Genomic DNA, 19,744 nt, shown 5'->3' on the forward strand with positions numbered 1-19,744 from the left:
GCATAACTGTAGAAGCCTGAGGGGCACACAGCCTCTCGTTTTCCCCGGGAAAGTGTTTGTAGATTATTCCCGCACGATTATCCGCCCCAAAAAAAACCGCCCTTTCGGGCGGTTGAAGAGACTCGGCCTTGATCAGAAACCGAGGGAGAAACTGAGGGTCATCGCATGGTCCTTGTCGTTGCGCGAGACCTGGCCGGAGTAACCCAGGCCCAGCTTGCCGTTGGGGCTGATCTGATAGTCGATGCCGGCTTCCAGCACGGCGCTGTCTTTGGCAATCGGCACGCCTTGGGTGCTGAATGAAGTTCCACCGCCGTTGATAAAGCTCAGGTCGGCATCCGGCTTGGTATCACCGAAGGCATGACGCCAGCCGATGCTGCCCCGCGGGGTGATTTTCGAGCCGTTGCCCAGGGTGATGGTCTGGCCGGCACGCAGGCCCAGGGTAGAGAAGGTAATGTCCTGATCAGCATCACCGCGCAGGGCTGCCGAGCCGCCTTTCTCCTTGATGGTGTCGCTGTCGTAGTTGACGTAGGCCAGGCCAGCGAACGGTTCCAGTGCGACGCTGCCGGTTTGAATGGTGTAGCCGACTTCACCGAAGACTTGCGCGCTGCGAGCCTTGTAATCGGCCTTCAGGCGTTGACCGACACCCCCCACCGCCACATCGCGCTTGCTCTCGATGTCGTGCCAGCTGTAGGCCACGCCCATCCGTGCGGCGAAGGCTTCCTGCTGATACGCGGTGTAGGCCATCAGGTGATAGCTGTCGACGTCGGCGCTGGAGTTGCGGTGCTTGGCGTCGAGGTCGCTGCGGGTGTAGCCGGCGGCAACACCGGCTCGCCAGGCGTCATCCAGTTGTTTGTCGGTACCCAGCAGGAAGCCACTGAGGTTGCGGTCCAGGCTGGCGGTGTTGCTGTCGCCGCCCATATGCCCCCAGGTGCCCAGCACACGTGCCCAACCGACCATTTCGCCATGGCAACCTGCGCTGCTCAACTGGTTTTCGCTCGGTGCCAGGCTGCTGCGTGGATCGTCCTGGCGGTAGCAACCAGGTTGGCGCAGGCGCTCATTGACCGCGTCACGGATGTAACGCGAGTCTTCGAGCAAGGCGCTGGCGGTACTGGCGTGGATTTCCCCCGACAGGTTGTCGAACGCGGCGCGAGCCTCGGCGACACTGCCGTTAAGCAGTGCGTTTTGCACCACCGCACCGCCCACTGCTGCGCCACTGCCCAGTGCTGCGGCTACCGCCCGCTGATTGCCGGTGGCCGCCACGCTGGCGTAGCTGACGTTATTGCGGCTGACCGCCAGCGCAACCTGGTTCGGGCTGTAACTGAGCGCGGTATTGAGGAACGCCAGGTTCTCAAGGTTGGTGGTAGCGAACGTACCCGTGACCCCGCCGTCGGCGGTCAACAAGGTGTAGGTAGTCGGCCCGGCATACGGTGCCAGATTGACCACATTCAGCGTGCCCGCCAGGTCCGCCGTGCCGCCAACCGCCAGGGCGCCGGCGGCGGACGGGGTGATGACCAGGTTCAGCGCGCCATCGGCGGCGTTGGTGAAGTTGCCGGCGACGCTCAGCTTGCCACTGTCAGGCGTCACCGAACCGTGGTTGACCAGCGAGCCAACACTGCCATTGCCCGTCAGCCCGGCACCATTGGCCACGGTAACCTGCCCGCCGAATACGGCATTGGGATTGGCCGCGTTGCCGACTTGCAACACACCCTGATCCACCGCCACCGTGCCGCTGAACGGCTGGTTGCCGGTCAGCAGCAGCGTACCCGCGCCCTGCTTGACCAGCGCACCGGTACCGCTCAGCACTCCGTTGAATTGCCCGCTGCTCAGTTGCGTGAACAGTAAGCGCGCGTTGTTGCGGATATTGCCCCGCAGGCTGGTGGTGTTACCGGCCAAGGTCCCGCCACTGACGGTGGTGCCGCCGGTGTAGGTATTGGCCCCCGTCAGTATCAGGGTGCCCGCATCCAGTTTGTTGATACCGCCTGTGCCCACCAGCGGCGCATCGATCTGCGTGGTCACGCCAGCGTTAACCCGTGCTGCGGCCAAGCTGCCGTCCGGCGCATTGGTCGGGCTCAGAGTGCCGCCTGCGCCGGCCACCAGCGAGTAGCCCGGATCAAGGAATTGCAGGCCGGTAAAGCCTTGATTGCCGAGCACCGTCACGGTCCCGCCCTGCCCGCCAAACACTGCGAACTGGTTAGTCGACGCCTGGCCCTGGGTGCCGTTCGGATCGGTCCAGTTGGTGCCTGGGCCCCACGTACCGCTACCGCCGGTGATCGTGCCGTCAGGGTTGGTGGTGCCGCCGTTCCAGAACTGGACTTGCCCCGGGGTGGTTTGCACCAGCAGGTTGACCTGATTGGCCAGCGCGGTTTGCAAGGTCAGTGCGCCCGGAAGGATGCCCGAAGGCAGCGTGCCGTAAGCCAGGCCGTTGTCGGTCAGGCTGCCGCCGTAGCGGAACAGTTGGTAAACCCCGGTGCCGAAGCCGCCGGCGTCGGTGACGTTCAGCGTGCCGTCCAGGGTCAGGTTGCCGGCCACATTCACCACCGAGGTAGAAGCGCCCGGCGCGCCGAGGCTGAAGTCCAGGTTGGTTCCCGAGGACAGGTTGAGGCCGCCCACCGACAACGGGTTGCCGCCGGTGCCTGCGGTCAGGGTCGAGCCGTTCGCCAGGGTGACGGTGCCCGCCAGTTGTCCCGAACCGCCCAGGGAGGCGCCACTGTCCACCAGCACATTGGCGCTGTTCAACGTGCCATTGACCAACAGGCCGCCGGCGTTGACGTTGGTATCGCCGGTAAAGGTGTTGTTGCCACTGAGCAGCAGGTCGCCGGTACCATTTTTGTTCAGCACGCCGGCGCCGGTGAGGTTGCCGGTGTAGGTGCCATCCGCCGCCTGTTCGAAGGTCAGGGTCGCATTGTTGGCGATCGCGCCCTGCAGGCTGCTGGTGTCACCCGAGGTGATGCCGCCGTTCAATGTGGTGCCGCCGCTGTAGGTGTTGGCACCCGTCAGCAGCAGTGAGCCATTGCCGTTTTTCACCAGGCTGCCGGTGCCACTGATGACGCCACCGAGGGTGGTGTCTTGCGTGCCCGCGAGGCCCAGTTGTGCACCGAGGTTGATCCCGTTGTTGAGCTGCAACGCCGCCGTGCTGTCGAGCACTGAATTGCCGGTAACACCCAGGGCGCCACTGCCGAGGGCATTGTTATTGCCGAGGATCAGCATGCCTGCCGCCAACTGCGTCCCGCCGCTGTAGGTGTTGTTGCCATTGAGGGTCAGGCTGGCCGCACCGTTCTTGACCAGGCTACCGCTGCCGCTGACCACACCGCCCAGGGTCAAGGCGTTGGACCCGGCGACATTCAAGGCGCCATTGAGTACCACCGCGTTAGCCAGGCTGACCGCCGTGTTGCTGTCCAGCGCTGTTCCGTTGGCCGTCGTCAATACGCCGGTGCCGAGTGCGCTGTCATTGCCCACCACCAGCTTGCCGCCGTTGAGAGCAGTGCCGCCGGTATAGCCATTGGTGCCATTGAGTACCAGGGTGCCGGTGTCGTATTTGCCCAGCGTGCCGGCGCCGTTGATGGCCACGCCGATGGTGGCAGTGTTGTTAGGGTCGACACGAATCGCCGAATTCCCCGTGCCGCCATTGACCAGGTTCAACGCGCCCGCCGTGCCGTCCACCAGGCTGTAGCCGTCGGTGGCGAACTGCAGGCCGGTGATGCTTTGCGTTCCATTGACCGTGACCGTGCCCGCTGTGCCCTGGAACACCGCGAAACTGTTGCCCCAGGCCTGGTTGACGGTACCGTCCACACTGGTCCAGTTGGTGGTGCCAGTGCCCCAGTTGCCGCTGCCGCCGTTAATGGTGCCGTCGCCCACCAGTTGGCTGCCATCCCAGAACTGCACGGTGGTGTTGGGCGCCGTCACCAGCAGGTTGACCTGATTGCCGACTGCCGTCTGCACTTGCAGATCCCCGGGCGTCACGCTGCCGGGCACCGCGCCGACCACCAGACCGTTATCGGTCAGGCCGCCGGTGTAGTTGATGATGCGATACACACCACTGCCAAAGCCGCCGATATCGCTGACGTTGAGGTTACCGTCGAGGGTCAGGTTACCGCCGACATTGATCAGCGGATTACCGCCACCGACGACCGGTGTACCCAACCCGACATCCAGGTTGGAGTTGCCCGACAACACCAGCGAGCCCACCGACAAGGTACTGCCGGTCGAGCCTGTCAGGTGCCCGCCATCGGCCACGGTGACGGCGCCGCCAAGGCTGCCGGTGCCCGTGAGCGTCGCACCGCTGTTGACCGCGACATTGCCGCTGGCCAGGGAGCCGCTGACGTTCAGGGTGCCACCGTTGACGCTGGTGTCGCCGGCCAGGGTGTTGATGCCACTGAGGGTCAAGGTGCCGGTGCCAAGTTTGTTCAGTTGCCCGGCACCGTCGAGTACCCCGTCAAAGGTACCGCTCTGGTTGCCGCCGCCCAGGCTGAGGGTATTGCCTGCGCCGATCAGTGCCGTGCCGTTGCCGGTCAGGCTGCCAAGGCTGGCGGACGCGCCGAGGTTGAGCTGGGTACCGGCGCCGAGGGTCAAGCCGGCGTTGTTGCCGAGCGCCGTGGCACTGGTGGTGGTCAGGCTACCGCCGAGTACATTGAAGTTGCCGCTGAAAGTGTTGTTGCCGCCGAGGGTCAAGTCGGCTGCGCCATTTTTGGTCAGGGTGCCAGCGCCATCCAGCACGCCGCCCAGGGTCAGGTTATTGGTGCCGGCCAGATTCAGGTTGTCGTTGACCGTGACGTTGTTGGCCAGCACCAGCGCCGAGCTGTTGTCCAGCATCGAAGGCCCCGCCACCGTCAAGGTGCCTGAGCCGAGCGCCGCTGCACCGCCGAGGGTCAGGGTGCCGGCGTTCAGTGTGGTGCCGCCGGTGTAGGTGTTGGTGCCATTGAGCGTCAGGTTGGCGCTGCCGTTTTTACTCACGCCGCCTGCGCCGTTGATCACGCCGCCGAGGGTCAGGTCATTGCTGCCGGTGACGCCCAGGTTGGCATTCAGAACGATGTTATTGCCCAGGCTCAATGCCGTGTTGCTGTCCAGGTTCGAGGCGCCTGCCACCGTCAGGTTACCCAGGCCCAGCGCCGAAGCGTTCCCCGCCGTGAGCGTCCCGGCGGTCAAGTTAATCCCGCCGAGGAAGCCGTTGGTGCCATTCAGGATCAGGTTGGCCGCGCCGTTTTTGGTCAGGCTGCCGGCGCCGTTGAGGGCGCCACCCAGGGTCAGGTCGGCCGTGCCGCCGATCCCGAGGTTACCGGCCAGGTTGATCGCGTTGTTCACGCTCACTGCAGTGGCCGCATCCAGCGTGGTGCCGTTGGCGGCATTGAGTGTGGCGCTGCCCAGTGCCGAATTCGACGCCAGGATCAGCCCGCCGGCGTTCAGCGCAACCGGGCCGAGGAAGGCGTTATTGCCTCCCAGGGTGAGGTTGGCCGCGCCGTTCTTGACCAGCCCGCCCACACCGCCAATCACGCCATTGAGGGTCAGTGCATTGCTGCCGCCGACCGTCAGGTTGCCGAGCAGGCTCACCCCGTTGCCCAGGGTCACGGCGGTGTTGCTGTCCAGCGTGGTGCCGGACGAAGTGCTCAGTTGTCCGCTGCCAAGGGCCGTGTTGCTGCCCACCACCAATGTCCCGCCCTGAAGCTCGGTGCCACCGGTGTAGCTGTTGGCGCCATTAAGCACGAGGGTGCCGCTGTCGAGTTTGGCCAGGGTGCCGCTGCCGTCGATGCCCACGCCGATGGTCGCGGTGGAACCCGGATCGACACGAATCGCGGTGTTGCCGCCGGTGCCGTTCACCGCCGTCAATTGCCCCGCCGCGCCGGTCACCAGGTTGTAGCCATCGGTGACGAATTGCAGCCCGGTGAACGATTGCCCGCCTACCACCGTCACGGTGCCCGCAGCTCCCTGGAACACGCCGAAGTCAGCGGCCCATGGCTGGTTGACCAGGCCGTTGACCGAGGTCCAGTTGGTGCCGCCAGCCGTCCAGTTGCCGGTGCCGCCGTCCACCACGCCGTTGGCGATGGTCTGGCTGCCGTCCCAGAAGCGGATATTGGCATTCGGCGCCGCCACCAGCACGTTCACCTGATTGCCCACCGAGGTTTGCACCACCAGGTCGCCGAGGCCGAAGCCCACCGGCACGCCGGTGACATTCAGGCCCAGGTCGGTCAGCGCGCCGGTGTAGTTGATCAAGCGATACACCCCGACGCCGAATCCGCCAGCATCGGTGACGTTCAGGTTGCCATCGAGGGTCAGGTTGCCGCCGACGTTGAGCAACGAGGTGGTGGACGGTGCGCCAAGCGCCACGTCCAGGTTGCCGCTGCCGGCCATCACCAGCGAACCGGCCGACAGCGTATTGCCGCTGCTCAGGGCCAGGTGGCCGCCGTTGTTGACGTTCAGCGCCCCCAGTACCGAGCCGGTGCCGGTGAAGGTCGCGCCGGTATTGACGTTGACATTGGCACTGCCCAGCGAGCCGCTGAGGTTCAGGGTGCCGCCGCTGACGTTGGTGTCGCCAGTGAGGCCATTGATGCCGGTGAGGTTGAGGGTGCCAGTGCCGACCTTGGCCAGGACGCCGGTGCCGCTCAGCCCACCGTCGAAGGTGCTGGTGGCGTTGAGGCCGCCCACCGACAACGTGTTGCTCCCGCTGACTTGCACGTCACCGCTGCCAGCGAGGGTCGCCAGGCTGGCATCGCTGCCCATGATCAGCGACGCACCGGCACTGACATTCGCACCGGAAGTATTGCCCAGCGCACCTGCGCTGGCGGTGGTGACGCTGCCGGACAGGACATTCAAGGCGCCGGTAAAGGTGTTGGTACCGCTGAGCGTCAGGTCCGACAGGCCATTTTTGTTCAGGGCGCCAGCGCCGCTGATCACGCCGCCCAGCGCCAGGTTGTTATTGCCAGCCACATTCAAATCAGCGTTGAGGGTTATCCCATTGCCCAGGGTCAGCGCCGCGCTATTGTCCAGCGTCGAGGTACCACCCACGGTCAGGTTGCCGCTGCCCAGCGCCGCACCATTGCCCAGCGTCAGGGTACCGGCGTTGAGGGTGCTGCCGCCGCTGTAGGTGTTGATGCCGTTGAGGGTCAGGTTGGCCGCGCCGTTCTTGATCAACTGACCGGTGCCCCCGATAAGGCCGCCCAGTGTCAGGCCTTGAGTGCCGCCGGCGGTGAGGTCGGCATTGAGGGCAATTCCGTTGGTCAGCGCCACTGCGGCATTACTGTCCAGGGTCGCTGCGCCGCCCACCGTCAAATCGCCGGTGCCGAGGGCCGCATTACTGCCGACGGTCAAGGTACCGGCATTCAGCGAGGTGCCATCGATAAACGTGTTGGTACCGTTGAGAATCAGGTTGGCCGCACCGTTTTTCACCAGGTTGCCGTTGCCGCTGATCACGCCGCCCAAGGTCAGGTCTGCGTTACCGCCAATCGTCAGCGGGCCGGTCATGCCGATCTGGTTGTTCAGGCTGACGGCAGTGCTGGCGTCCAGGCTGGTGTTGGCGGCCGTGGTCAATACGCCGCTGCCCAAGGCGTTGTTGGCACCGAGGATAATCTTGCCGGTGTTGAGCGTCGTGTTGCCCAGGTAGTTATTGCTGCCGTTGAGGGTCAGGTCGGCCGCGCCGTTCTTGATCAAGCCTCCGATGCCGTTGACGTTGCCGCCGAGGGTCAGCGCGTTGCTGCCAGCGAGGGTCAGACTGCCACCGAGGTTGACGGAATTGCCCAGAGAGGCGGCGGTGCTGGCGTCCAGTGTGGTGCCGTTGGACGCGTTCAGCGTGCCAGAGCCCAACGCGGTATTGGAGCCGACAATCAAGGTCCCGGCATTCAGCGCGGTGGTGCCGGTGTAGGTGTTGCTGCCGTTGAGGGTCAGGAGTGAGGCACCGGTCTTGATCAGGCCACCCGCGCCGGCGATAACGCCTCCGAGGGTCAGCGGGTTGGCCCCGCGGGCGGTCAGGTTGGCATTGAGGTTGATCGCATTACCCAAGGTCAGCGCGCCGGCGCTGTTGAGGGTGCTGGCACCGCCCACGGTCAATGCGCCGGTGCCCAGTGCTGCGCCATTACCAAGGGTCAGGCTGCCGGCGTTCAGCGTCGTGCCACCCAGATAGGTGTTGACGCCGTTGAGGGTCAGGTTGGCCGCGCCGTTCTTGATCAGTTGGTTGCTGCCGCTGAGCACGCCACCCAGGGTCAGGGCGTTGCTGCCCGCCACGCTGAGGTCGGCGTTCACTGCGACGTTGTTGGTCAGCGTCACGTTGGCACTGCTGTCCAGCGAGGCCGCGCCCGCGACGGTCAGGTTACCGGCGCCCAAGGCTGCGTTATTACCGGCGGTCAGCGTGCCCGCGTTAAGCGTTACGCCGTTGAGGAAGGTGTTGGCACCGTTGAGGACCAGGTTGGCCGCGCCATTTTTGGTCAGGCCGCCGCTGCCGGAGACGACGCCACCAAGGGTCAGGCCAGCGCTCCCGCCAAGGTTCAGGTTGCCGTTTATGCCAATGTCGTTGGTCAGGGCAACGGTGGTGCTCGCGTCCAGCGTGGTGCCGTCCGCCGTGTTCAAAATGCCGCCCACCCCCAGCGCCGTATTGGAGCTGACGATCAGCGAACCGGCGTTAAGGGTGGTGTTGCCGGTGTAGGTATTGGCGCCACCAAGGGTCAACGCTGCCACACCGTCCTTGATCAGCCCGCCCGTACCACTGACCACACCACTCAGGCCCAGCGCCTGCGTGCCGCCGATGGTCAAATCGGCCGCCAGGGTCACCGCGTTGGCCAGGGTTACCGCCGTGGTGGCATCGAGGGTGGTGCCTGCCGCCGTGCTCAGGATGCCGGTGCCCAGTGCAGTGTTGCTGCCCACCAACAGCGTGCCGGCGTTGAGCTGGGTGTTCCCGGCTTGAGTGTTGTTGCCGGTCAGCGTCAGGGTGGCCGCGCCATTCTTGATCAGCCCGGCGGGGCCCGATATCACACCGCCGAGGGTCAGCGCATTAGTGCCAAGCAAGGTCAAATTGCCGTTGACCGCAACGTTATTGGCCAGCGTCGCCGCCCCGGTGTTGCCCAGGCTGGCGGCGGCATTTACGTTCAAGGATCCGGAACCCAGGGAGCTGCCGCTGCCGACGATCAAGGTGCCGGCATTCAAGTCGGTGCTCCCGGTGTAGCCGGCGTTGGCCGCGCTAAGTGTCAGGCTGCCACTGCCATTCTTGGAGATCCCGCCGGCGCCGCTGACGTTACCGGCCAGCGTGAGGCTGCCGACGCCGCTGGTGCCGACGGCACTGTTAAGCACAAGTGCGTTGTTCAGTGTGATGGTGCCGGGCGCCTGGAGCACCGTCGAACCACCGATGGTCACGGTGCCGGCACTGAAGGCCAGGTTATTGCCCAGTTGTACGGAACCGCCATTGAGGGTGGTGTTGCCCAGGTAACTGTTGGCGCCATTGATGACCAACTGCCCGGTGCCGTTCTTGGTCAGGCCGCCCGAGCCCGAGACCACGTTACCCAGGGTGATGGCGTTGGTACCTTGCAGGGTCAAGCCGCTCGCCCCGAGGTTGATCAGGTTGCTCAGACTCAAACCGCCGGTGCTCGCCTGCAGGGCGCCACCATTGGAGGTCAGTACGCCGCTACCGAATGCCTGGTTGTTGTTGAATTGCGCGATACCGCCGTTGAGGGTGGTGCTGCCACTCACCAGCGGCCCTTGCAGGGTCCAGGTACCGCTGTTGACCGTCAGGTTGTTGAAGTTGACGTAGCTGGCACTCGACGCCACACCAACACCGCTGGTACCGCCGCCGATGCCAATGGGGTTTTGCAGGATCAGCGAGTTGACGCCACCTGCGCCTCCGTCAACCTGGCCGGTAGGAGCAAAGGTCAGGTTGACACCAATCAGGCCACCCAACGAAAGCCCTATACCGCCACCAGCGGAGATAGTCGAACCGGTGATGGCGGTGAAGGTGTTGGTACTGCCCGCCCCCATGGAGACGCCGCCGGAAATCGTACCGGAGTTGACGAAGGTATTACCCGTGGAGGAACTTTCAAAGGCCATCCGCCCGTTGATTGTGCCGGCGTTGATCACGTTGACTTGCGAGCCCCCGCGAATCGCGACCACTGGCGCATCCGCGGCAAACAGCGACAGGTTGAGCAATGCGGTGGAACCGATGGTGCCATTGTTCACAATATTGGTGCTGCCGCCGGCGCCGTTTTGCAGGTTCAGCGCCATACCATTGAGACTGGCAAGATTGACACCCAGCAGGTCCGCAGTACCTCGGATGATCCCGGTGGCGGCGTTCGTGACGTTCACCACACTCGCCCCCGCGTTACCCAGCACCACGCCGCCACTCAAGGCAGTGACCAGCCCGAGCAATGCCGGGTCGATAAGGCCCGCGTTGTTCAAGGTGATGTTATTGCCCGTCAGGTTCAGCACCTGGCCAGCCAGCGTCGCGTTCAGTTGGGCAGCGGAGCCCACGTTGACGGTCAGGTCATTCACTGCACTGGAGAACGTGTTCAAGAACAACGGCAGCGAAGGCACGCCACTGCACGTGACCGTGCCACCCGCCGCGGGACTTGCCGGCGTACAGGCCGCCATCACCTGCGGGCTCGCCAGGCCTAGAACCAGGCCGGCAATACCGAGGCGAATAGCAAGATTAAGAGGAGAAATACGAGGTATGGCGGCAGTAGCAAGTCTTCTTTCCACGTGAAACTCCTTGTGGTCAAAGCCTTTCATCCATGAATGCGTAGAAGCCCAAAATTAGATCCAAACACGCATCGACGTCGAAACACCTGACCGTGATAACAACTGATCCTGTTCGTCACAACGTTAGCCGCGTGCATAAAACTCATTGAAATAAATGGTATTAATACTTTCGCGAGTGCCGCGCAGGACCCGGACGACATCCAATGAACGCGGAGCTGAACGCTCTGAGCCGCGCAAAAATTCAGATTTCACAATGTAAAAAAGCGCTCTAATAACGCGCTGTGTTACCCCTGTAGGAGCGAGCTTGCTCGCGAAAAGCGCTAAGGCACCGCGTGTATTCAGCCAGTCGGCGTCATCGTTAACGACTTTCGCGAGCAAGCTCGCTCCTACAGTAAAACCTGTTGATTCAGCAAAACGATCCTGGAGTCCCCAATGCCCCATGAAGGCAACCTGTTACAAGCGGCGGTTGTATTCCTGTTCGCCGCCGTACTGACCGTGCCCTTGGCCAAGCGCCTGCAACTGGGCGCCGTGTTGGGTTACTTGCTGGCCGGCGTGATCATCGGCCCTTCGGTGCTGGGCCTGGTGGGCAACCCGCAAAGCGTCAGCCAGTTTTCCGAACTTGGGGTGGTGTTGCTGCTGTTCATCATCGGCCTGGAGTTGTCACCGAAGCGTTTGTGGGTGATGCGCAAGGCGGTGTTTGGCGTCGGCCTGGCGCAGGTATTGCTGACGGGTACGGTGATCGGCGTGGTAGCGCTGTTTGCGTTTGGCCAGTCATGGAACAGTGCGATTGTGCTGGGCCTTGGCCTGGCACTCTCCTCCACCGCTTTCGGCCTGCAAAGCCTGGCCGAGCGCAAGGAGCTTAACCAGCCCCACGGGCGCCTGGCCTTTGCGATCCTGTTGTTCCAGGACATCGCGGCGATCCCGCTGATCGCCATGGTGCCGCTGCTCGCTGGCAGCGATCACCCCGCCACCACCTCCCAAGGCTTGCAGCACGGCCTGGAAGTACTGGGCAGCATCGCCGTGGTGATTATCGGCGGACGCTATCTGCTGCGGCCGGTGTTTCGCATCGTGGCCAAGACCGGCCTGCGGGAAGTGTCCACCGCTACCGCGTTGCTGGTGGTAATTGGCACGGCATGGCTGATGGAGTTGGTGGGCGTGTCCATGGCCCTCGGCGCCTTCCTCGCCGGGCTGCTGCTGGCAGACTCCGAATACCGACACGAACTCGAATCGCAGATCGAACCGTTCAAGGGCCTGCTGCTGGGCCTGTTTTTTATCAGCGTGGGCATGGGCGCCAATATCAGCCTGTTGTTCAGTGCGCCGGTGATCGTGCTCGGCCTGACCTTGCTGCTGATCGCCATCAAGTTGCCGTTACTGTTTTGCGTAGGCCGTCTGGCCGGTGACCTGAACCGTGAAAGCGCGCTGCGCCTGGGTGTGGTGCTGGCAGCCGGCGGTGAATTTGCCTTCGTGGTGTTCAAGATCGGCCGCGACCAGGGCCTGTTCGAACCGCACCTCTACGACATCCTGGTGCTGACCATTACCCTATCGATGGCCGTGACCCCGTTGCTGCTGTTGCTCTGCCCGAAACTGTTCAAGCCCAAGGTCAAGCCGGTGGAAGTGCCCGAGGAATACCGCGCCATCGAAAGCGATGCCCCCCGGGTGGTGATCGCCGGGATGGGCCGTATGGGACAGATCGTGGCGCGGATCCTGCGGGCGCAAAACATCTCGTTTATCGCCCTCGACACCTCGGTGGAAACCATCGAACTGACCCGCAGCTTCGGCGGCATGCCGGTGTTCTACGGCGACCCGCAGCGCCCGGAAATCCTCCACGCGGCGAAAGTCGACCAGGCTGAATTCTTCGTGATCGCCATGGACGACCCCGAAATCAACATCAAGACCGCCGAGCTGGTGCGCAGCCTCTACCCGCACATGAAGATCATCGCCCGCGCCCGTAACCGCCAACACGTGCATCGCCTGGTGGACCTCGACGCATCACCGGTGCGCGAAACATTTTACTCCAGCCTGGAAATGAGCCGCCGCACCCTGGTAGGCCTTGGCTTGACCCAAGCCCAGGCCGATGCGCGCATCAACCGTTTCAAAAACCATGACCTGCAACTGCTGGCCGCCCAGCACGCGGTGTATGACGACGCGGCCAAGGTGATGCAGTCGGCCCAGGAAGCCCGGACGGAATTGGCGCGGCTGTTTGAGATGGACCGACTCGAGGAGGAGTCCGACAAGGTGTAAGGATGGAGATGAACGATCTTGCGAAAATTCTGACAGAATACGGCGCAATTTCGTTCATCCCTGGAGAGCTTCATGGCCACCCTCAGCAAGACCGCAGCCCTCTTGGCCCTCGCACTGGCCGCCGGCTTCGGCGCCAGCCAAGTCCTCGCCGCCAGCAAGCCTGCGGCGCAGAAAACCGCCACCCAGACCATCTCTACCCTGGACGGCAAGTTCAGCTTCAACCTGCCCAAGTCCTACCTGGCCGACCCGTTGCCGGCCGGTGATGCCGAACACGGCACGGCGGGCGCCAGCGGCACGATGTACAGCGACCAGGCCACCAAAAGCGTGATTTTTGTGGTCGAGAAACCGAGTGTCGCCGGCCTGATCAAGGACAACGACCCGCAGTTCCTCGACGGCGCCGTGGCGGACTTCGTCAAGGAACAAAGCGCGGCCCTGCCGGACTTCAAGAAAGGCGCCGAGAAGAAACTCACCGTCAAGGGCCTGGCCCTGCGCCAGGTCGACAGCACCGCAACCATGGGCGGAGGCAAGACGCTGAGCTCCACCTTCCTCACGGGCTCCGGCAGCCACCAGTTGGTGGTGCAGGCCATTTCCCGGGCGGATGATGAAGCCGGTCATGCACTGTTGGTGAAGCAGATTATTGGCGGTAAGTAACCCGATTTACCTGACAATGAAAATCCAATGTGGGAGCGGGCTTGCTCGCGAAAGCGGTGTTTCAGTCAGCACATGTATTAACTGACCCACCGCTTTCGCGAGCAAGCCCGCTCCCACATTTTGACCGCGTTCACATCGCTGGACTCAGCGCAGGCTCTTCTCCAGCCACTGCTTCAAGTCCAGCAACTCCGCCTCACCCACGGTATGAATCATCCCCGGGTAGCCGTGGAATTCCGGGGTGAGGCCAATCCCCTGCAACATCTCGTTGGCCCGCGTTGCCGAGTAGTAAGGCAGCGCCTGGTCCAGCGTCCCGTGCCCAATGAAAATCGCCAGCTTGCCCAGTCGCGCGTCCGGCTTGAGTTCGGCCTTGAGTACCGGCAGCAGGCTGCCGCTCAACGCCGCAATCCCGCGCAGGGTTTCGGGATGCCTTAACCCGACCTCGTACGACATGATCGCGCCCTGGCTGAACCCCACCAGAAACACCCGCTCACTTTGGGTGTGGTACTTGGTGGTGGCCTTTGCGACGAAGTCTTCGATCAGCTTGGCGCTGCTCTGCAAATCGGCGGTCTCGCCATCAAAATCGCCATCGCCCGGCTTCTTGCGAAACCAGCGATAACCACCGCCCTCCACCGGCATCGGTGCCCGTGCAGACAGGTAGGTCCAGGTCGACGGCAAGCGGTCCTTGAGCCCGAACAAGTCGGCCTCGTCACTGCCATAACCATGCAGGAAGATCACCAGCGGCTCGTTGCGTGCATCGCTTTGGGTCTGTTCCAGGTAAGGCAGGGGCAAGTCCGTGTGCAATTCGTCTTCGGCATGGGCAGCGCTGGCGAACAGCGCCACTGTCAGGGCGATCAGTTTGAGCATGGGCATCAACCTTCAGGGTTTGCGCAACAAATAGGTATCCATGATCCAGCCATTGGCCTGGCGCGCCGCCTTGCGCACGCGTTCAATCTCTTCGGCCACCTCAGCCACCTTGCCGCTGATCAGGATTTCGTCCGGCGTGCCCAGGTAGGCGCCCCAGTAAATATCCAGGTCCTGGTCGGCCACGGTGCGGTAGGAATCTTCGGCGTCGAGCATGACAACCAGGGTGTCGGCATCACTCGCCTGCCCCGCTGCCAAGCGACGCCCGGTGGTGATTTCGATGGAGCGGCCAATGCGGTTCAACGGCACTTTATGCTGGGCCGCCAAGGCCTGGACGCTGGTGATCCCGGGGATCACTTCAAACTCGAACTCGCAGCTGCCGCTGGCCAGAATCGCCTGCAGGATACGGATGGTGCTGTCGTACAGCGCCGGGTCGCCCCAAGCCAGGAATGCACCGACTTCGCCGTCGGCCATTTCTTCATTGATCATCCGCTCGAAGGTCTGTTGCTTGTCGCGGTTCAAATCCTTTACGGCGGTGGTGTAGTCGATGTCGCCACGCACCCGCTCAGGGCAATCGGCCTCGACAAAGCGGTAGGCGTGGTCGGTGATGTAGGTCTCGCAGATTTCCCGGCGCAGGTCGATCAGCTTGTCCTTGCTCTGGCCCTTGTCCATCAGGAAAAACACGTCGGTGCGGTTGAGCGCCTTGACCGCCTGCATCGTGATGTAGTCGGGGTTGCCGGCGCCAATGCCGATGATCAGGATGCGTTTCATGGGAAAGTCTTCATGGGTGTTCTCGGTGCGGGGAGCGGATTTTGCCATGTTCGGGACGTCAGGCGTGAGTTTCCAGGCGCAGGCGCCAACGGCCGTTGAACCGCAGCTCGGTGGATGAGAGCGGCTCCACGTCGATCAGGTTGAACATCGAGGGCGGGGATTGCATGACGTGCAGCAGCGCCGCGCGGATAACGAAGGGATGGGTGACCGCCAGCACATGCCCCGGCGTTTGCTCGAGGGACTGCAACCACTGCCCCACCCGCTCACACAGCTGCACCACCGACTCGCCGCCGTGGGGTGCCGAAGTGCTGTCGGTCAACCAGGCCTGGAGCGCTTCGGGCTCGGCCTGTTGAACCTCATCGATTGCCAACCCTTGCCAGCGGCCTAAATCGCAATCGCGCAGGGCTGTTTCAACCGAAGCCTCGGCGGCAAACAGCGCCGCCGTCTGCCGGGTTCGCGCCTCTGGGCCACACAGTACAAGGGGCGCACGCTTGAAACGCTGCGCCTGGGACAACGCCGCCTGCTGCCAGTCCATCTCCACCGACTCATCCAGCGCAAAGCGTGCACATTTCTGGGCACGGGTGCTGGCGTGGGAAATCAGGGTCAACCGGGTGGCCTGCATGACAAATCGCTCTGGCGGAGATATTTCAATATCTTACAACGATCCGCTCACAGGAAGCCGGTCGCCGCCGACGGATCGGCGGCGACCGGCATTCACACCCCTGGCCGCGCCAGGTAGAACACCTCATAGCCACTGCCCGGATGGTTCACATCCAGCGCCTTGCTCGACAAGGTAATCCGCACCAGCTTCCACGCCTGCACATCCAGCGCCAGAAACACCGCAAAGTTATCGCAGGTGTCTGCAATCTGCTGATTGCGGGCTTTTTCGGTTTCGAGAATTTGCCCACGGTCCGCACTGGGCTCCAGCGCCCACTCCTCCCGGTACAGGCTCAAAGCGGTTTGCGCCGGACCTCGCTGCACATCCAGCGGTAACCAGGACTCAATGTGCGGCCGGCCAAAACTGTCGAGGACCTTCTGAAAGCGCTCGCCAAGTAAAAAGTCTGCGGCCTGCAAAGGATCTGACCACAGATAAACCGACGAATACAGGTTGCCCACGCCCGGCCCCTGCCCCCGTTCCTGAGCGATAAACGCCTTGAACAGCAAACCCTCGGTGTGATCCCACTGCGGCCCCAACCGGGCGGCGCGCTCGCGGATGACACCCATGTCGTAATCAGCTGGCAAGCGGTGTGAATACTGTTTGGCAAACATCATGGCGCTCCTGTTCAGATGAGTGGACAGCTTGTGCCGGGCCCATGATTTCAGCAAGATATCACCAGATATAGGTGTGATAAGGAACTGAAATGACCGACGCCCTCAAGCCGCTGGATATCGACACCGTGCACGCCTTCGTACTGGTGGCCGACTTCGCCAGTTTCACCCGTGCAGCCCAGGCCCTTGACACGTCACAGGCGGCCATCAGCCTCAAGCTCAAGCGCCTGGAAGAGCGCCTCGGTTACCGCCTGCTGGTGCGCACGCCACGGCATGTGCGGCTGTCGCCCCAGGGCGAACAGTTCATCGTTGCCGCCCGCGCGTTGCTCAATGCCCACGAACGGGCATTGGGTGACATGGGCAACGGCGCACCACGAAGGCTGGTGATCGGCATCAGCGACCATGTGGCCGGGCCCGACCTGCCGCTGTGGCTCAGCCGCCTGGCAGCGTACGACCCACTGGTGATTCTGGAGGTGCGGATTGCCTCGTCCCGGGACTTGGTCGCAGCGTTCGACCGCAATGAACTGGACGCGGTGATCGTGCGCAACGAAGGCGACCGCCAGGACGGCGAAGTATTGGTGGTTGAACGCTTTGGCTGGTTCGCTGCACTGACCTGGCAGCACACGCCCGGCACGCCGTTGCGCATGGCAACCATGGCCTCGCCCTGCGGCGTGCGACAGTTGGCGGTGCGGGCGTTGGATGAAGCGCGGATTGACTGGACCGAAGTGTTTGTCGGCGGCGGCGTGATGGCCGTCGGTGCGGCCGTCAGCGCCGGCCTGGGCGTTGCAGCGCTGGCTCGGCGGGTTGCTCCGGCGGGCGCTGTGGACGTGAGTGAACAGTACAGACTACCGGCGTTGCCCGTCAGTGAAATCGTGCTGCACAGCCGGATCAGCGATGGCCGCTCCCGTGAGACATTGCGGGCCTTGAGTGCAACCTTCAGAGGGGTTCTGGAGCGTTAGGTTGCATCTGCGCATAGCGCCCGCGCACAAACCGCTCCAGCTCGTCTCCCGGCAGCGCCTTGCTGAAATACCAGCCCTGGATAATCAACTCCGAGCCCGACTGCAAAAACGCCAGTTGCTCGGCGGTTTCTACGCCCTCGACCACCACCCCGAGGTTCAACGCCTCACAGAACCTCAACATCCCGGTCAGCACCTGAGCGCCCTTTGGATCATGTTGGGCCACCACGAAACTGCGATCGATCTTGATGAAATCCACCGGAAACTGATGCAGATAACTCAGCGCCGAAAACCCGGTGCCGAAATCGTCGAGGTACACCTTGGCGCCGATCGCCTGCAGCTTCTCGATCATCTGCCGGGCGCCCTGGATATCCCCCACCAATGCATCCTCGGTGATCTCCACCGACACCTGCCCATGGGCCTGGGCCAGTATCTCCACCAGCCGGTCACCATAGGCCGGGGTGGTGAGCGTGGCGCTGGAGATATTGATTGTCATCGGTAACCTGAAACCGACCTTCCGCCACTTCTGGTACTGGCGCACAGCCTGGGACGCCACCCACACATCCACATCGGGCATCAACCTGGCATTGGCCAGCCATTGCAGGAACTCCCAGGGCGAATGCACCGTGCCCTCGGCATCCCGTGCGCGCATCAACGCTTCACAACCGGTGCATAGCCCGGTCCGGGTAGAAATCTGCGGTTGGAATTCAAGGTAAAACTCATAGTCGCTGATCTGCTGGATATGGCTCAACTCGCTGACCTGGCGCGCCTGGGCCTTGTGGGAAGCCATTACCGGATCCAGCTCCAGCAAGCGGCCCTTTTCTTCCAGGCCGCGAAAGGTCATGTCCAGCGACTTCAAATACACCGTGCCGCCTTCCGTGGCCTGGCGATTGATCGCCCGCACATAGGGTGCATAAATCAGCATGCCAACCCCCAGCAACACCACCTGCAGCAACACCGCCGCGAGGTCGCCATGGGTGCTCAAATAGGCGTTGAGCAACACCGGCGCGGTAAACGGCACACTCACCACCGCAGGCGAGACCCAGCCAATCTGCACCACCATCAGCGCCAGCATCGCGTTGAACGCCGGCACCACCAGAAAAGGAATGAACAGACGCGGATTGAGAATGATCGGCAAGCCAAACAACAACACTTCACTGACATTGAACAGCGACAGCGGCAAGCTGGCCATCGCCACCAATCGCATCGACCGGCTCTTGGAAAACAGCAGGATCGCCAGCAGCAGGCACAACGCGCCACCCGAGCCGCCGATAAACGCGAAGCTGCCCAGCAAGCCGCCGTTCAGTAGATATTTGACCGGTTCGCCTGCCGCCAGCGCCGCGTTATTGAGCGCGACAGCCTGATCCAGTACGTCAAACAACGGCTGCATGGCGTAGACACCATGGATCCCAAAAAACCACAGCAGCGAATTCATCAGGGTTACAAACAAGCCGCTGCCATAGGGCGTTTCCAGCGCATCGAGCACCTGCGGCCCCTGAAGCTGCGCCACCTGCGGAATCTGCAACAGCAACGACAGCAGGAGCACCAGCCCGAGCGCGGTGATCGCACCCGGCACCACCATATTGATGGTGCCCTTGAGGTTGTGCCCCACCAGGTCTTCGTTGATCAACCGGGTCCAGCGACGCCGATGCAGCCAGGCGATGGCGGGCACGTTGATCAACGGCGAGGCGATGGCGATGAACAACACGAAGGTCGCTGAGGCACGGGGGAAATCCCGCAGCACAAACGTGGCGATCACCACATGGGCCAGGCACAGGAACGCCACCGGTAGCTGCGGCAGGCGGTGCTGAATCGCAAGCATGTAACCGATGGAGGCGGCCACCAGCAGCGGGATCACCGAGCTGATCTGGCTGTGCAGCCCCGCGAGCAAGGCCACCACCTGAGGGTCGAAACCCAGCACACGAGCGCATTCAGACAGGATCAGGAACCCAGCCGACACCAGCAGACATGGCAGGATCCACAACAATCCCTCACGAATGGCCCGCAACGACTCGGTGCTGGCCAAGGCCGTCAGCCGTTGGGTGAAGAAAAGCTTGAACAGCGTTTGCGCCATCACCTGTCCCTCTGCACATAGCACTCGATCCCTGATGCCAAAGTCGCAAAGACACATGTGCCGTTGCCTTTATCGACGAGGTAACGCTACACGCCCTGATACCGCGAACGAAAGGCTTTTGCTGCCATCGGCGCAATTATTCAGATTCGCGCCGTCGCGCTGATGCTTGTCGATTGCCCCGGGTTGGCCCATCCTTCGGCGCACTTGTTGTCGTAAAAAGCGACGTTCCCTCATGGCCTGCGCACTGCTGGGTCTG

10 protein-coding genes are annotated in these 19,744 nt (G+C 63.0%); 3 read left to right on the forward strand and 7 right to left on the reverse strand.

The window, feature by feature from the left end:
- Window positions 1–132: 132 nt before the first annotated feature.
- Window positions 133–10,665, reverse strand: coding sequence for an autotransporter-associated beta strand repeat-containing protein (locus HBJ59_RS13955; RefSeq protein ID WP_372241472.1), 10,533 nt, complete (start codon window positions 10,663–10,665; stop codon window positions 133–135).
- Window positions 10,666–10,788: 123 nt separating this feature from the next.
- Window positions 10,789–11,106 (reverse strand): hypothetical protein, encoded by a 318-nt coding sequence (locus tag HBJ59_RS13960; RefSeq protein WP_167663456.1) that lies wholly within the window; start codon window positions 11,104–11,106, stop codon window positions 10,789–10,791.
- Between HBJ59_RS13960 and HBJ59_RS13965 the strand changes: the two genes are divergently transcribed.
- Together HBJ59_RS13965 and HBJ59_RS13970 are read left to right on the forward strand one after the other, a co-directional pair.
- The gene (locus HBJ59_RS13965) at window positions 11,098–12,906 is read left to right on the forward strand and encodes a monovalent cation:proton antiporter-2 (CPA2) family protein (RefSeq protein ID WP_076016283.1); all 1,809 of its coding nucleotides are present in this window, start codon (window positions 11,098–11,100) and stop codon (window positions 12,904–12,906) included. The two genes, HBJ59_RS13960 and HBJ59_RS13965, sit on opposite strands and share 9 nt — an antisense overlap.
- Window positions 12,907–12,978: 72 nt before the next feature.
- On the forward strand, window positions 12,979–13,557 hold the full coding sequence (locus HBJ59_RS13970) for a hypothetical protein (protein ID WP_003208079.1): 579 nt from the start codon (window positions 12,979–12,981) through the stop codon (window positions 13,555–13,557).
- A 144-nt stretch (window positions 13,558–13,701) separates the two neighbouring features.
- Here the strand turns inward: HBJ59_RS13970 and HBJ59_RS13975 are convergent, their stop codons facing one another.
- From HBJ59_RS13975 to HBJ59_RS13990, 4 genes are all read right to left on the reverse strand, one after another.
- Window positions 13,702–14,421 carry an alpha/beta hydrolase gene (locus tag HBJ59_RS13975; protein WP_167663881.1) on the reverse strand — a complete coding sequence of 240 codons (720 nt, stop codon included), beginning with the start codon at window positions 14,419–14,421 and terminating at the stop codon, window positions 13,702–13,704.
- A 12-nt stretch (window positions 14,422–14,433) separates the two neighbouring features.
- The gene (cobF, locus tag HBJ59_RS13980; RefSeq protein WP_003208076.1) at window positions 14,434–15,189 is read right to left on the reverse strand and encodes a precorrin-6A synthase (deacetylating); all 756 of its coding nucleotides are present in this window, start codon (window positions 15,187–15,189) and stop codon (window positions 14,434–14,436) included.
- Between the two features lie 58 nt (window positions 15,190–15,247).
- Window positions 15,248–15,811, reverse strand: a complete 564-nt coding sequence (locus HBJ59_RS13985; protein WP_167663882.1) for a histidine phosphatase family protein — start codon at window positions 15,809–15,811, stop codon at window positions 15,248–15,250.
- A 92-nt stretch (window positions 15,812–15,903) separates the two neighbouring features.
- Window positions 15,904–16,458: a DUF4865 family protein gene (locus tag HBJ59_RS13990; RefSeq protein ID WP_167663958.1), complete on the reverse strand. Its 555-nt coding sequence runs from the start codon at window positions 16,456–16,458 to the stop codon at window positions 15,904–15,906.
- A gap of 92 nt (window positions 16,459–16,550) precedes the next feature.
- On the opposite strand from HBJ59_RS13990, the gene HBJ59_RS13995 reads away from it, so the two are divergent.
- Entirely contained in the window at window positions 16,551–17,417 is an 867-nt protein-coding gene (locus HBJ59_RS13995; RefSeq protein ID WP_167663883.1) for a LysR family transcriptional regulator, read from the forward strand.
- Here the strand turns inward: HBJ59_RS13995 and HBJ59_RS14000 are convergent.
- A complete protein-coding gene (locus HBJ59_RS14000; protein WP_076016288.1) occupies window positions 17,395–19,488 on the reverse strand; it encodes an EAL domain-containing protein in 2,094 nt (697 codons plus the stop codon). The genes HBJ59_RS13995 and HBJ59_RS14000 overlap by 23 nt on opposite strands.
- Between the last annotated feature and the right edge of the window lie 256 nt (window positions 19,489–19,744).

It is taken from the genome of Pseudomonas sp. AN3A02 (assembly GCF_011765255.1).
Classification (GTDB): Bacteria; Pseudomonadota; Gammaproteobacteria; order Pseudomonadales; family Pseudomonadaceae; genus Aquipseudomonas.